Genomic DNA, 13,952 nt, shown 5'->3' with positions numbered 1-13,952 from the left:
ATTTACGTATTCATCGAGTCGAAAAAGTCGGAATTGGTCTTGGTCTGCTTCAATTTCGAAATCAGGAACTCGATCGCGTCTGTTGTCCCCATAGGATTCAGAATGCGGCGCAGGACAAACGTCTTCTGCAGATCGACCTTGTCGACAAGCAGGTCTTCTTTCCGGGTACCGGACTTGAGAATATCGATCGCAGGGAACACGCGTTTGTCGGCAATTTTGCGATCCAGAACGATTTCAGAGTTACCGGTGCCTTTGAATTCCTCAAAGATCACCTCGTCCATCCGGCTGCCCGTATCAATCAGGGCGGTCGCGATGATCGTCAACGAACCCCCCTCTTCGATATTCCGCGCCGCACCGAAGAAACGCTTGGGACGTTGCAATGCGTTCGCGTCGACACCACCGGTCAGAACCTTGCCCGACGACGGAACCACGGTGTTGAACGCGCGGCCCAGTCGGGTCACGGAATCGAGGAGGATCACAACGTCGCGCTTATGTTCGACAAGCCGCTTCGCTTTTTCGATCACCATATCGGACACTGCTACGTGCCGCGTCGCGGGTTCGTCAAAGGTGGACGAAACGACTTCCCCCTTCACCGACCTTTGCATATCCGTCACCTCTTCGGGACGTTCATCAATCAGCAGAACGATCAGATAGCATTCCGGGTGGTTCTTCTCGATCGAATTGGCGATGTTTTGCAGCAGCACGGTTTTACCCGTCCGCGGCGGCGCCACGATCAGTGACCGCTGCCCCTTACCGATTGGCGACACCAGATCGATGATCCGCGCCGAACGATCCTTGACCGTTGGATCGTCCACTTCCATCTGCAAACGCTCATCCGGATACAGCGGTGTGAGGTTTTCAAACGCAACCTTGTGTCGCGCCTGCTCGGGCGATTCAAAATTGATCTGGGTCACTTCGGTCAGCGCGAAATAACGCTCGCTGTCGTCAGGCGCCTTGATATGCCCTTCGATCGTGTCACCGGTCCGCAGGGACCACTGGCGGATCATGTCGGGCGACACGTAGATATCGTCAGGTCCGGCCAGATAGTTCGCCTCGGGCGAGCGCAGGAAGCCGAAACCGTCCTGGAGCACCTCGAGAACACCATCACCGGAGATTTCCCAACCTTCATCCGCGCGTTCGCGCAAGATTTGGAACATCATCTCGCCTTTGCGCATCGTCGATGCGTTCTCGATCTCCAGCTCTTCGGCCATCGCCAGAAGGCTTTTTGGGGATTTCGCCTTGAGATCAGCAAGGTTCAGTTTTTCAATTGTCATCGATATACCTTTAGCGCCCTGCCCCTCTCGGGTGCGCGCGATGTGTTCCAGCAGTAGGTCAGAATACTCCGGTCCCAGGACGGGGCGGTCCCGCGTAGTTAGGCATTTGTGGCCCGTCTGTCAATCCGGCCTCAGAATTTGACGGACACAGACACGACGATCAGGATCATCAGCACCGTGGGCACTTCGTTCATCAACCGGTACTGCCGCCCTGTCAGCGTATTCTCTGCACGTTGAAAGCCCCGCATCCGGCGCATCAGCCACACATGAAACACTGTCATAGCGATGACCCCTGCACCCTTCAGGTAGGGCCACACAGCGCCCCAATCGACAATCCCGGGGGTTAGGACCAACAACAGCCCGAACACCCATGTGGCCATCATCGCTGGTGACATGATCACCTTGGCAAGCTTGTATTCCATCATGGCGAACAAGTCGTGCGTTTCGCCGCTCAACCCGACCTTTTCGGTGTGGTGCACCATCAAACGCGGCAAGTAGAACAACGCGGCCATCCACGAGATGACGGCCATGATATGGACCGCTTTGATCCATGGGTAAGCAATGCTCAGAAAATCGGTCAAAGGTATCTCTCCGGTTCTGAGCCTTCCTTAATATAATATAGAAAGAAAGAAAGATTGATGTTTTGTGTAGGGAAGCGATTTTCTGTGGATTAAATGTTTATCCTCAGCCTTATCCGCCATCCCCCGCCAGCAGGATAAGTGGTCTGGATAATTACCGATTTCTAATATTTTCACAATATTTTCAGTGCTTTATAAATTATCACTTTGCATATTTTCTGTGGATAGACTTGGGGAAACAGGTTGCGGAAACGTGAAACGCACAGGCATCCTTTTATCCTTCTCCATCCCCGTAAAACTCTGGCATTGAATCCCGGAATGCCGTGAAAACGGTGCCCTTGCGCCGTGATCCCAAATTTCCGACAAAAGCCCCCGCACCGTTCACGCTGTTACGCAGAGGGTTATCCACATGAGTGTCCCCATCATTCTTGCTTCCGGGTCACAGATCCGCGCGCAGCTTTTGCGTCAGGCGGGTGTCGCCCATGAGGTTATCGTGGCCCGCATCGATGAAGAAACGATTAAGAGGTCCCTTTTGGCGGAGGATGCCCCCCCGCGTGACATCGCCGATAAACTTGCCGAGCTGAAAGCGTTGAAGGTATCGGACAAACATCCCGGCGCGCTCGTGATCGGGTGCGATCAGGTTCTGGAACATCGCGGAACACTGCTCGGCAAACCGACCAGCGCCGAAAACGCGCTGACCCAACTGCATGCGTTGAACGGCGATCGCCACACCCTTTTGTCGGCCGCCGTGATCGCCCAGGACGGCAAACCCCTGTGGCGGCATATCGGGCAGGTCAGGCTGCGCATGCGCGATGCAAGCGACAGCTATCTTTCCGGCTACGTGGATCGCAACTGGGACAGCATTCAGCACAGCGTCGGCAGCTATAAGCTCGAGGAGGAAGGTGTGCGGCTCTTCACCCGGATCGAGGGGGATTACTTTCACGTTCTCGGTATGCCACTGCTGGAAATGCTAAGCTATCTTGCCCTGCGCGGAGACATCGACACATGACCAATACACTTGCGCGTATACCCCTCGCCGGGGTGATCGGTTCACCCATTGCCCACTCGAAATCGCCCCAGCTTCACCGCCATTGGCTGAAAACCTACGGCATTTCCGGCCATTACATCCCGATGGACATCGCGGGCGATGATCTCGAACGGGTGCTGCGTACCATGCCGGCAATGGGCTTTGTGGGGTGCAACGTCACTATTCCACATAAAGAGGCGGTGATGGAAATTGCCGATCTTGTCACCGACCGGGCCATTCTGATCGGGGCCGCCAACACATTGATTTTCCGCAAGGACGGAATGATTCACGCCGATAACACGGACGGGTACGGTTTCTTGGAAAACCTGAAGGCCGGTGCGCCGATGTGGGATCCCCGCTCGGGTCCCGCCGCGGTTCTGGGTGCGGGCGGCGCCGCACGCGCGGTCGTTGCCTCGCTGCTGGATGCTGGTGTGCCCGAAATCCGGATTGCCAACCGTACCCGTGTGCGCGCCGAAAAATTGCAGTCCGATTTCGGCCAAAGACTGCACGTTTATGACTGGGTTCAGGCGGGCAACATGATCGACGACGCCGCACTTGTGGTGAACACCACGTCGCTCGGTATGGTGGGAAAAGGCGAATTGCGCGTACCGCTAGACGGGCTGCGCAAGGGCATGACAGTCACTGATCTGGTGTACGCACCGCTTAAAACGAACCTTCTGGCCACCGCAGAACAGGTCGGCTGCGTGACGGTCGACGGGCTCGGGATGTTGCTCCATCAGGCCGTGCCCGCGTTCGAGCGGTGGTTCGGCAAGCGGCCGACGGTCGACAGCGCGACCCGGGCCGCGGCTTTGCGCTGATGTTCCTGCTGGGTCTCACCGGATCGATCGGAATGGGTAAATCGACGACGGCTCAAATGCTCGTCGATGAGGGGTGTGCGCTTTGGGATGCCGATGCTGCCGTTCACCGCCTCTATGGGCCCAACGGGGCGGCGGTCGCGCCCTTGGCGCAGGCCTTTCCCGAAGCCGTTGATGCGGACGGAGTTTCGCGCGCGCGTCTCAAACAGATCATCGCGTCCGATGCCGGCGCTCTTTCTCGTATCGAACGCATCGTGCACCCACTGGTCGCCGCAGACCGCCAGACCTTTATCGCGCAGGCACAGGCCGATATTGTTGTGCTCGATATACCATTGCTGTTTGAAACCGGCGGCGAAACCCGCGTCGACGCAATTGCCTGCGTATTCATATCAGATGCCGAACAGGAACGCCGCGTGATGGCGCGGGGCACCATGACCAAAGAACAGTTTGAAACGATCCGCGCCAAGCAGATGCCTGCGCAAGAGAAATGCGCGCGCTCCGACTATGTGATCGAGACGGATACGCTTGAACACGCGCGCCAGCAGGTGCAAAATATGCTGGCCGATATCAGGAGCAGACTGCCCAATGCGTGAGATCGTTCTAGACACTGAAACCACCGGTTTTGACCCGCAAACCGGCGACCGGATTGTTGAAATCGGCGCTGTCGAACTGATGGGGCACATGCCGACGGGCCGGACCTATCACCAGTACATCAATCCCGAGCGCGGCATGCCGCAAGAAGCGTTCGAAGTGCACGGTCTCGGTGATGAATTCCTGCGCGATAAACCAAAATTCGCCGCCGTCGGTCAGGCTTTCCTCGACTTTATCAAAGACAGCAAGCTGGTCATCCACAACGCGGCGTTCGACATCAAATTTCTCAATGCCGAACTGGGCTGGATGGGGTTGCCGCAAATCCCGTGGGAACAGGCCATCGACACGCTCGCCATCGCCCGCAAGAAATTCCCCGGTTCGCCTTCGTCGCTGGATGCGTTGTGCCGCCGGTTCGGTATCGATAACTCGTCGCGTACCCTGCACGGCGCCTTGCTCGACAGCGAAATCCTTGCAGAGGTCTATTTGGAGCTGATTGGCGGCAAGCAGCCCGATTTCGCCCTGTCCGCACAGCCGGAACGCAAATCAGGCGAACCCACATCCGAATGGACACCACGCCCACGGCCAATGCCGCTGCCTGCGCGGATATCGGACAAAGAAAAAGCCGCCCATGCCGAATTTGTCGGCAAAATGGGCGGCGATGCTCTTTGGCTCAAGGCCTGACGCATCAGGCGTCGGCGGTTTTCTTGCTTTCCGCCTGACGACGCGCGATCTCGTTGCGGTAAAGCGATACGAAATCGATGTTCTCGAGGTTCAGCGGCGGGAAGCCACCGTCGCGCGTTACGTCCGACACGATGCGGCGCAGGAACGGGAAGATCATGCGCGGGCATTCGATCAACAAGAACGGGTGCATCTGGTCATCGGGCACATTCTCGATGTGGAAGATGCCGACATAATCCAGTTCCAGAACGAAAAGCGTCGAGTCGCCCGTCTTGGCCTTGGATGTCACGTTCAGCTTGATCGAAACCTCGTACTGGTTTTCGGTGCTGCGCTTCTTGGCATCCAGATTGACCTGCACCTGCACGTCGGGCTGCACATCGGATGGCGCGCCTTTCTGGGCCATGATGTTCTCGAAGGACATGTCACGAATGAACTGCCCCAAAACACGCATATCCGGTGATTTTGGCTTTTCTGCCGGTTTTGCTTCTTCTTCTGCCATGTCGGTTCTCCCTTTGGAGTCTGATTTCATCGAAGGAGGCTTATCAGACCCCCCTACGGCCCTCAACTAGTGTTTGGTCCACCCCGAATTTCCGCGCGGCGTTGTGTCGTCGGTTTCGGACAATTCGACAAATTCACCGTCGATCACGTCATCTCTGCCGTCTCGTCTCGGGGGCTGCCTGCGGGGGTCGGCACCCTGACCCGGTGTGCCGAAGCCCTGTACCGTCACGCGGGCGCGGATGTATTTATACGCGGCATGCCGGAATGCGGGCACCAGAAGCGCGAACCCCAGCGCATCTGTGAAAAAACCGGGGGTCAGCAACAATGCGCCGGAAAAAAGGATCATCGCGCCATGCACCAGCGGCTCGGTCGGATCGCGCAACTCGTTGAACGACGACTGGACCTGCCCCAACGCCATTTTGCCCTGACTGCGCACCAGATATGTGCCCAGAACAGCCGTGATCAGAACGATCAACAGCGTCGGCCAAAGCCCGATAAGGCCGCCAACCTGAATGAACAGGGCGATTTCAATCAGCGGTACCGCGATGAATGCGATTAAAAGCCACATGCAGAACAATCCTTTCCTCGGGCCCGACAGTGGACTCGGACCCCTACTGCCCCTACATAAGGTCCCTGACATATTGTTTCCACGTCTACCCCGAATGAGGTCACTATGAATTCGCAGCTTATCCAGATTCTGGTGCTGGCCGGTATCGCCGTTTTCCTGATCCTGCGCCTACGCAACGTGCTGGGAACACGCGAGGGTTTTGAAAAGCCGCCACTGCCTCAGCAAAAGACGGCCGAACGGTCCGGTCCGGCATTCGAGGTCATCGAAGGCGGTCCCGATCTCGACATCACCGATCACTTCGACGAAGGCACACCGCAGGCGAAAGCGCTGGCGCAGATGAAACGCATTGAGCCGTCCTTCAATGTTGCGGATTTCCTCGGCGGCGCACGTGGCGCCTACGAGATGATCGTGATGGGCTACGAGCGGGGCAATCTGGATGATATCAAGCCGTTCCTGTCCGAAGACATCTACGAAAGCTTTGTCGACGGTGTGGCGGCCCGCGAAGATCAGGGCCTCACCATCGAGGCGGATTTCATCGGTGTGCGCGAAGTCGAGCTTGAGAACGTCACGCTTGATCCCGATACCAACGAGGCCGAAATGACCATCCGCTTCGTGGCCGAACTGACGCAGGCCGTCCGCGACCGCGAGGGCCAGATTGTCGAGGGCAGCCTGACCGAGGCTAAAAAGCAAAAAGACACGTGGGTATTTGCCCGCAACATGGGTTCGGAAGATCCAAATTGGTTCCTCGTTTCCACAGATGGGTAAACTGCGCGCTGCGCAGCTTTGCCGTTGTGCTGGCCCTGCTTCTCGCGGGGCCGGTCACGGCTGAAATACGCTATGACGTGCTGTCCTTCGATCAATTGGATGGCTGGGAAAGCGACAACCACGCCGACGCGTTCCAGACTTTCCTCAACACCTGTCAGGATCTGAAAGAACCCGATTGGCAAACGCTGTGTGCCTACGCCCGCACCGGCCCCGATCCACGCGAATTTTTCGAACTGCTGTTCCGGCCTGTGTTGATGGAGGACGGCAATGATGCGCTTTTCACCGGCTATTTCGAACCGGAGCTGACAGGATCGCTCTACCGCTCCGCCCGCTACCGCTACCCCGTTTACAAGATGCCTCCCGAAGCGCGCGAAAAGCGCCCGTGGTTGACCCGCCGTGCCATTCTCGAAAGCGGCATCATGGATGGCCGTGGGCTGACCATCGCCTATGTCGACGATCCGGTTGAGCTTTTCTTTCTGCAGATTCAGGGCTCTGGCCGTATTCGTTTGCCCGACGGGCGGTCCATCCGTGTTGGCTACCGCGGATCGAACGGCCATGATTACCGCTCCATCGGTAAAGAACTGGTCCGCCGCGGCATTTACGAGGCCCATCAGGTCAGCGCACAGGTGATCAAGAACTGGGTGCGTCGTAACCCCGTCGACGGTCAGGAATTGCTCTACCACAATCCGTCCTACGTCTTTTTCCGCGAGGTCAGCAAAGTCCCCGCTGACAAAGGACCGCTGGGCGCGATGAACCGGTCAATCACCACGATGCGCACCGTGGCCGTTGACCCTGCCTTTGTCCCGCTGGGAGCACCCGTCTGGATCGAGAAAGACGGGGCCGACCCCCTGCGCCGCCTCATGGTCGCCCAGGATACCGGCTCCGCCATCAAGGGGGCACAACGCGCCGACGTGTTCTTTGGCACCGGCGATGACGCGGGCCGTGCTGCCGGCCGCCTGCGCGATCCCGGTCGGCTGTTGGTCTTGATGCCGATCCAGCGTGCTTATGCCCTGCTGCCGGAAAGTGCGATATGACCCGGCGCAAACTGCGTCAGGATGAGCTTGATCTGTGGAATCAGGTCGCCGCGCGTACCGACAGGCTGACCAAAACCAGCCTCGCCAAAGCACGGTTTGTGGTGGATATGCCGCAGCCCGAAACCACGCCCGCAACGGTGCGCAAGGCGCAGGCGACGATCCTTGGCAAGCCGAAAGGCAAGTCGCCCGCCCGCCCGCACAGTCTCGCCCCCGCGATAGACGAACAAATTGCCCGCACCCCCGTCCAAATGGATAACAAGTCTTTTGGCAAGATGAAGCGCGGCAAATTACGCCCCGAGGGCCGGATCGATCTGCACGGTATGACACTGGATCGCGCGCACCCCGCGTTGACCAGTTTTGTCATGAACGCCCATGCTCAGGGCAAACGGCTGGTCCTCGTCATCACCGGCAAGGGCAAACACCGCGACGAGGGCGGCCCGATCCCCACACGTATGGGCGTGCTGCGCCATCAGGTTCCCCAGTGGCTCAAGATGCAGCCGATGTCGTCAGTGGTTCTGCAGGTTGCGCAGGCTCACATCAGCCACGGTGGTGGAGGCGCCTACTACGTCTATCTCAGGCGCCATCGCTAGGCAGGTGCCGACCGTACCGGCGCACGCCGACCAGCGCGAGCATCGCCCCGCCAAAATAGAACAGGGCGATCGGCAGCATCTGCTGTGGGAAATCCACACCGAAGTCGATGAGAACGCCGGTAATTCCGGGTCCGATCGCCGATCCGAATACCATTAACGCTGCGGCCACCGCCTTGATCGCGCCCAGATGCCGCGTCCCGTAATAAACGGCCCAGAACGCCGTCGCCCCTGTCCCGTGCAACCCTTGGCCAATGCCGAAAATGACCATCCCCACACCGGCCATGAAAATCGTATCGGCATAGGCGAGCACCACGAACGACACCCCGAAAGGCAAAAGCTGCAGCGGCAACACGCGGCTCACCCCGAACCGGTCCACCGCCCAGCCCGATAGAAACGTCGTGGCGATCGACGCCACCGTATAAAGCGGCATCAGCGCGACAAACGAAACGAGGCTCCATCCCTTCACTTCCGTCAGATGCACCTGCTGGAAAAACAGCGCCGTCCCCCATGCTCCCGGTCCGAGGATCAGCGGTATCATCAAATAAAACAGCGGATGGCGCAGCAAATCGCGGCGGGTCCAGTGGCGGCCCTGCATCCCGAATGTCTGAACATCCTCGGCCATGGATTGCGGCGTGCGTTCGCGGCGCAGCAAAATCTGCATGACGGGGATCAGCACCAGCGTGCACACCGCGGCGACCACCCACAGGGCGCGCCAGTTCAGCACCGCGAAAAGTGCCACGAAAATCACGGGCAGCAACGCCTGCCCCGCCGCGAACCCCATGGACGCCAGCGAAATCGCCCGCCCGCGCGCCGCAACAAACCACCGTGACATGGCCACGGCCCCCAGTTGTGACATCATGCCCTGTCCGGTCAGCCGCAGCGCATAGATCACAAGCACCAAAAAAATCGCGTTCGGCACCACAGCCATCGACAGACAGGCCGCAGCCAGCAGAACCATCACCCAAAGTGACAATTGCCTGATGCGAAACCGGTCCGTCAGCACGCCCGCCCAGACCATCGTGATCGCCGACAGGGTCGTGCCCAGCGAATAGATGCCGCCCCACGCCCCGTCACTCAGGGCAAACGCCGCTTTGATGTCACCGGCAAAAAGCGAGATGAAATACGTCTGGCCGAAAGACGACGTGAACGTCAGCAGGAATCCGGCCAGCAGAAACAGGCGGTTGTCGATGAGAAAACGCAAATACCCCATGCGCCTTGGTTACAGGCGCACGGGTTTTTTACCAGCCTAAAGCACGTAGCGGCTCAGGTCCGTCGATTGGGTCAGCGCACCAAGATTGGTGTCGACAAATGCCTGATCCACGACGATTTCGTCGCCCGACCGGTCCGGCGCGGTAAAGCTCAGTTCCTCGAACACCCGTTCCATCACGGTATAAAGCCGCCGCGCTCCGATATTCTCGATCGACTGGTTCACATCCGCCGCAATCTTGGCCAGCGCGGCAATCCCTTCGGGCGTAAAGCTGACGGTGACATCTTCGGTCCCCATCAAGGCCGTGTATTGCAGGGTCAGCGCATTGTCTGTTTCGGTCAGGATGCGGACAAAATCCTCTTCGGTCAGCGCCCGCAGTTCCACCCGAATGGGCAAACGGCCCTGCAGTTCCGGCAGCAGATCGGACGGCTTGGCGATATGGAACGCACCCGACGCAATGAACAGCACATGATCGGTCTTGACCGGTCCGTGCTTTGTGCTGACGGTCGTGCCCTCGATCAACGGCAACAGGTCGCGCTGCACACCTTCGCGGCTCACGTCCCCGCCCCGTGCATCGGACCGCGCGCACACTTTGTCGATCTCGTCGAGAAACACGATACCGTTCTGCTCGACCGCTTCGATCGCATTGCGGGTCACCGTTTCATCGTCCAGCAGCTTGTCTGCCTCCTCACCGATCAGAACATCGTAGCTTTCGGCCACACTTAGCCGTTTCTTGGTGGTACGTCCGCCCATGGCTTTGCCGAACAGGTCTCCGATGTTCATCATACCCATACCGCCCGCACCGGGCTGGCCGGGGATTTCCATCGCGGAGAATGGGTTCGACGTGTCCGCCACCTCCAGTTCGATCATCGTATCGTCCAGCTGCCCGTCCTTGAGCTTTTTGCGGAACATGTCGCGGGTGCCTGAACGGGCATCCGGTCCGGCAATCGCATCGATGACACGTTCTTCCGCGGCGGATTGCGCATTGGCTTTGACATCTTCGCGCATGTGGTCGCGGGTCATGGCGATCGCGTTGTCTACCAGATCACGGATGATCTGCTCCACATCGCGGCCGACATACCCGACCTCGGTAAACTTGGTCGCCTCGACCTTCAGAAACGGCGCCCGCGCCAGCTTGGCCAACCGCCTGCTGATCTCGGTTTTGCCAACGCCGGTCGGTCCGATCATCAGGATATTCTTCGGATACACCTCGTCACGCAGATCATCAGACAGCTGTTTGCGACGCCACCGGTTGCGCAGGGCGACGGCGACGGCACGTTTGGCGTCATTCTGGCCGATGATGAACCTGTCCAGCTCGGACACGATTTCGCGGGGGGTCAGATCAGTCATGAAAGCGCCTTTGTCGTTTGTTCGTCGGTCATCATCGTGTCAAACCATTGCGGATACCGTTTTGCCGGTGCGGCGACGGCGTCGATCGCGGCAATATCGTCATCCTCCAGCGCCAAACTGTCAGCGGCAAGCGCCGCGTCCAGATGGCTCATCTTCGAGGCCCCGAAGATCGCGGTATGCGTCCGGTTTTTCGCCAGAACCCATGCCAAAGCGACCGAGGCCATATGAACGCCGCGGCTCTCCGCGATGCCTTGCAGCGTTTTGATCATCGCCTTGGCCTGCGTCGACGCAATATCAAGAAACTCGCCTTCGGCCAGACGGCCATCCGCTGTCTTGCCCAGATCGTCTGGATCGTATTTGCCCGACAGCAGCCCACCCGCAAGCGGTGACCACGCCATCAGACTGCCGCCCATCGCATCCAGCATCGGCAACTCCGCCAATTCGATATCTCGGACCACCGCATTATACAGATACTGCCCGCAGGTGAACGGCGTCATCCGGTTGTCGCGCTGGTACTGAATGGCGCGGGCAACCTGCCAAGCGGGCCAGTTCGACACCCCGATATACCGCACCTTGCCGTGCTCCACCGCAGTTTGCAGCGCCGCAAGCGTTTCTTCCATCGGGGTCGCGAAATCGGTCTTATGCAGCACAAGTACATCGATGTAATCCGTGCCTAACCGCGCCAGACACCCGTCAATCTGGTGCAGCACATGCCGCCGGTTCAATCCGGCATCCAGAATACCGTCCGACTGGCGAAACCCCAGCTTGGTACAAATCACCGCATCCGTGCGGCATTCGCCCAGCGCCTTGCCCAGAATGATTTCGCTCTCACCGTGGGAATATCCGTCGGCGGTATCGAAGAAATTCACACCGGCATCCAGCGCCGCGCTGACCATTTCCGTGGCGGGCTTTTGATCAACCTTGCCAACTCCGGGGATCCATTCGGCACCGGAATTGAATGTCATCGTGCCAAAGCACAGCCGGCTCACCAACAGGCCGGAATTTCCCAGACGGGTGTACTGCATATCGCTCATTTGCCAATCTTTTCCACGGTCAGGTTCCCGTTGGTATAAACGCAGATATCCGCCGCAATCTGCATGGCGTCACGGGCCACTGCTTCGGCATCGCGGTCGCTGTCAAAAAGCCCCCGTGCGGCCGCCAGCGCGAAATTACCGCCCGATCCGATTGCCGCAATATCGTGCTCGGGCTCCAGAACATCGCCCGCACCGGTAATCACGAACAAATCCGTCCCGTCCGTCACGATCAGCATCGCTTCGAGCTTTTGCAGGTACTTGTCCGTACGCCAGTCCTTGGCCAACTCGACGCTCGCGCGCGCCAACTGCCCCGGTGTTGCTTCCAGCTTCGCCTCCAGCCGTTCCAACAGGGTAAAGGCGTCCGCCGTCGATCCGGCAAAGCCCGCAACCACATCATAGCCCCCGGGAGACAGACGGCGCACCTTTCGGGCGGTTCCCTTGATGACCGTTTGGCCCAGGCTCACCTGTCCATCACCGGCGACCACCACTTCATCGCCTTTACGTACGCCGATGATCGTCGTGCCGTGCCAGCCGGGAAATTCGTTTTTGGTCATGTAGCCCCCTCTTGGTTAGGATGATATATGAAAACGCAGGCTGCCTTTCGCAAGGCCAAAACCCGGAAAGCCCCGATGCGAGAGCTCAAGCTGCTTCGAAAATCCGCGCAAATCGCTTTTGAAAATCTGGCCGTCCGCGCCGGTCTGGACCCGGATGCGTTTAAATGTGGGGCGGAGTGGATCAAAGACGACACAAATCGCCTGCATATCGTAAGGCGGTACGACAGCGCCGGTCGAAAGGTCGTGTTGAAATACGCCATGCGCCCCGCTGATCCTGCCGCCTTCGGGCGCATCCTCGACGCGACGCAGCAGGCGCATGATGCAGTGGCAGACAGCCCCGTGGCCCACGTGCCGCACATTCTGGCGCAGGACCGCACAGCGCAGGCCTGCCTGATGACCTATTTCCCCGGTGAAACATTGCTCGACCTTTGCCGCACCTCGCGCGATCACACGGCGCATCTGCGGGCGGCCGGTACGTGGCTCGCGGCTTTTCACGCGGGCACATTTACCCAGACCCGGGCGTTCCAGCCCAAATTCATGGTGCGCCACATGGCGCATCTGTCCGATCAAATGGCCCGCGGAGAACGCAAAATCAGGGGGCAGAACGATTTTCGAAAACTTGCTGCCACACTTGTCGATCATGCAAAACCCGCCGAGGGGTATCTGGGAAAGATATCGGCGAAACACGGTGACCTGAACGCCCACAACATCCTGATTGGCGATGGCACCGTAGCTGCGCTCGACTTTCTGGAGCCTCAGAATGCGCCCGTTGCCTATGACATCGCGCGGCTGTTGCTCAGCTATGTCCAGATGGTGGGCGACATCGACACGCTGCCGCGCGGACACGTTGTGCCGCCCGACGCGTTCGCCGCGTTTTTCGATGGCTACAGCTTTGTCGAAGCCGACGATCCAACGGTTCATTTCTTGCTGAAAGTGCAGGTGCTGACCGACTGGAACCGCATGCAGGACAAATCACGCCTGCGCGGACTGTTGCGGTACGAACGGATCAGACAAATCGCGCGTCAGGCTTTCGGCTGACGCGCGCTGTGATTTAGATGGATTCTTCGATCCAGCTTTGCAGGGCCGCTTTGGGGCGGGCGCCGGCCATGTTGGAAACAACCTGACCGTCCTTGAAGATGAACAGGGCAGGGATGCCGCGCACGCCCATCTGTGCGGGTGAGTTCGGGTTCTCGTCCACGTTCACTTTGACGATCTTCACCTTACCGTCCATTTCCGAAGACAGCTCTTCGAGCGACGGGCCGATCTGTTTGCACGGGCCGCACCACTCTGCCCAGAAATCCACCACGACGGGGATGTCGGAATTCTTCACTTCGGCGTCGAAGGTATCGTCTGTTACTGCGAGGGTGGCCATAATGCTCTCCAAAGGAA

At 58.8% G+C, this 13,952-nt stretch carries 17 protein-coding genes; 8 read left to right on the top strand and 9 right to left on the bottom strand.

From position 1 onward, the window contains the following. Window positions 1–2 precede the first annotated feature (2 nt). Both rho and K3756_RS00225 read right to left on the bottom strand, forming a co-directional pair. Window positions 3–1,274 (bottom strand): transcription termination factor Rho, encoded by a 1,272-nt coding sequence (gene rho / locus K3756_RS00230; RefSeq protein ID WP_259989764.1) that lies wholly within the window; start codon window positions 1,272–1,274, stop codon window positions 3–5. Between the two features lie 131 nt (window positions 1,275–1,405). Then, window positions 1,406–1,855, bottom strand: a complete 450-nt coding sequence (locus K3756_RS00225; RefSeq protein ID WP_259989762.1) for a CopD family protein — start codon at window positions 1,853–1,855, stop codon at window positions 1,406–1,408. A 406-nt stretch (window positions 1,856–2,261) separates the two neighbouring features. On the opposite strand from K3756_RS00225, the gene K3756_RS00220 reads away from it, so the two are divergent. The 4 genes from K3756_RS00220 to dnaQ are packed head-to-tail and all read left to right on the top strand — an operon-like array spanning window position 2,262 to window position 4,966. Further along, window positions 2,262–2,861, top strand: a complete 600-nt coding sequence (locus K3756_RS00220; RefSeq protein ID WP_259989760.1) for a nucleoside triphosphate pyrophosphatase — start codon at window positions 2,262–2,264, stop codon at window positions 2,859–2,861. Continuing rightward, window positions 2,858–3,697: a shikimate dehydrogenase gene (locus K3756_RS00215; RefSeq protein WP_259989758.1), complete on the top strand. Its 840-nt coding sequence runs from the start codon at window positions 2,858–2,860 to the stop codon at window positions 3,695–3,697. The genes K3756_RS00220 and K3756_RS00215 overlap by 4 nt, the downstream gene beginning before the upstream one ends. Next, window positions 3,697–4,287, top strand: a complete 591-nt coding sequence (gene coaE / locus K3756_RS00210) for a dephospho-CoA kinase (RefSeq protein WP_259989756.1) — start codon at window positions 3,697–3,699, stop codon at window positions 4,285–4,287. Before K3756_RS00215 ends, coaE begins: the two co-directional genes overlap by 1 nt. Then, window positions 4,280–4,966, top strand: coding sequence for a DNA polymerase III subunit epsilon (gene dnaQ, locus K3756_RS00205; RefSeq protein ID WP_259989754.1), 687 nt, complete (start codon window positions 4,280–4,282; stop codon window positions 4,964–4,966). The genes coaE and dnaQ overlap by 8 nt, the downstream gene beginning before the upstream one ends. A gap of 4 nt (window positions 4,967–4,970) precedes the next feature. On the opposite strand, the gene secB is transcribed toward dnaQ, so the two are convergent. Together secB and K3756_RS00195 are read right to left on the bottom strand one after the other, a co-directional pair. Continuing rightward, window positions 4,971–5,462: a protein-export chaperone SecB gene (secB, locus tag K3756_RS00200; protein WP_259989752.1), complete on the bottom strand. Its 492-nt coding sequence runs from the start codon at window positions 5,460–5,462 to the stop codon at window positions 4,971–4,973. Window positions 5,463–5,528: 66 nt separating this feature from the next. Then, window positions 5,529–6,029 (bottom strand): FxsA family protein, encoded by a 501-nt coding sequence (locus K3756_RS00195; protein ID WP_259989750.1) that lies wholly within the window; start codon window positions 6,027–6,029, stop codon window positions 5,529–5,531. A gap of 105 nt (window positions 6,030–6,134) precedes the next feature. On the opposite strand from K3756_RS00195, the gene K3756_RS00190 reads away from it, so the two are divergent. From K3756_RS00190 to K3756_RS00180, 3 genes are read left to right on the top strand one after another with little or no spacing between them, the layout of a single operon-like run. Beyond that, entirely contained in the window at window positions 6,135–6,794 is a 660-nt protein-coding gene (locus K3756_RS00190) for a Tim44/TimA family putative adaptor protein (RefSeq protein ID WP_259989748.1), read from the top strand. 26 nt (window positions 6,795–6,820) lie between these two features. After that, a complete protein-coding gene (locus K3756_RS00185; RefSeq protein ID WP_259993604.1) occupies window positions 6,821–7,828 on the top strand; it encodes a murein transglycosylase A in 1,008 nt (335 codons plus the stop codon). After that, the gene (locus tag K3756_RS00180) at window positions 7,825–8,418 is read left to right on the top strand and encodes a Smr/MutS family protein (protein WP_259989746.1); all 594 of its coding nucleotides are present in this window, start codon (window positions 7,825–7,827) and stop codon (window positions 8,416–8,418) included. Before K3756_RS00185 ends, K3756_RS00180 begins: the two co-directional genes overlap by 4 nt. Here the strand turns inward: K3756_RS00180 and K3756_RS00175 are convergent. The 4 genes from K3756_RS00175 to hslV are packed head-to-tail and all read right to left on the bottom strand — an operon-like array spanning window position 8,402 to window position 12,563. Further along, window positions 8,402–9,628, bottom strand: coding sequence for an MFS transporter (locus K3756_RS00175; protein ID WP_259989744.1), 1,227 nt, complete (start codon window positions 9,626–9,628; stop codon window positions 8,402–8,404). The two genes, K3756_RS00180 and K3756_RS00175, sit on opposite strands and share 17 nt — an antisense overlap. 36 nt (window positions 9,629–9,664) lie before the next feature. Further along, complete coding sequence (hslU, locus tag K3756_RS00170; protein ID WP_259989742.1) at window positions 9,665–10,975, bottom strand: ATP-dependent protease ATPase subunit HslU; 1,311 nt, start codon at window positions 10,973–10,975, stop codon at window positions 9,665–9,667. Further along, window positions 10,972–12,009 (bottom strand): aldo/keto reductase, encoded by a 1,038-nt coding sequence (locus K3756_RS00165; protein ID WP_259989740.1) that lies wholly within the window; start codon window positions 12,007–12,009, stop codon window positions 10,972–10,974. Before K3756_RS00165 ends, hslU begins: the two co-directional genes overlap by 4 nt. Further along, window positions 12,006–12,563 carry an ATP-dependent protease subunit HslV gene (hslV, locus tag K3756_RS00160; protein ID WP_259989738.1) on the bottom strand — a complete coding sequence of 186 codons (558 nt, stop codon included), beginning with the start codon at window positions 12,561–12,563 and terminating at the stop codon, window positions 12,006–12,008. The genes K3756_RS00165 and hslV overlap by 4 nt, the downstream gene beginning before the upstream one ends. Window positions 12,564–12,590: 27 nt before the next feature. Between hslV and K3756_RS00155 the strand changes: the two genes are divergently transcribed. Beyond that, the gene (locus K3756_RS00155; RefSeq protein ID WP_259989736.1) at window positions 12,591–13,601 is read left to right on the top strand and encodes a phosphotransferase; all 1,011 of its coding nucleotides are present in this window, start codon (window positions 12,591–12,593) and stop codon (window positions 13,599–13,601) included. A gap of 13 nt (window positions 13,602–13,614) precedes the next feature. Here the strand turns inward: K3756_RS00155 and trxA are convergent, their stop codons facing one another. After that, window positions 13,615–13,935: a thioredoxin gene (trxA, locus tag K3756_RS00150; RefSeq protein ID WP_259989734.1), complete on the bottom strand. Its 321-nt coding sequence runs from the start codon at window positions 13,933–13,935 to the stop codon at window positions 13,615–13,617. Window positions 13,936–13,952 lie beyond the last annotated feature (17 nt).

This window comes from Sulfitobacter sp. S190 (genome assembly GCF_025141935.1).
Taxonomy (GTDB): Bacteria; Pseudomonadota; Alphaproteobacteria; order Rhodobacterales; family Rhodobacteraceae; genus Sulfitobacter.
This window is presented reverse-complemented; position numbering and strand designations above follow the sequence as displayed.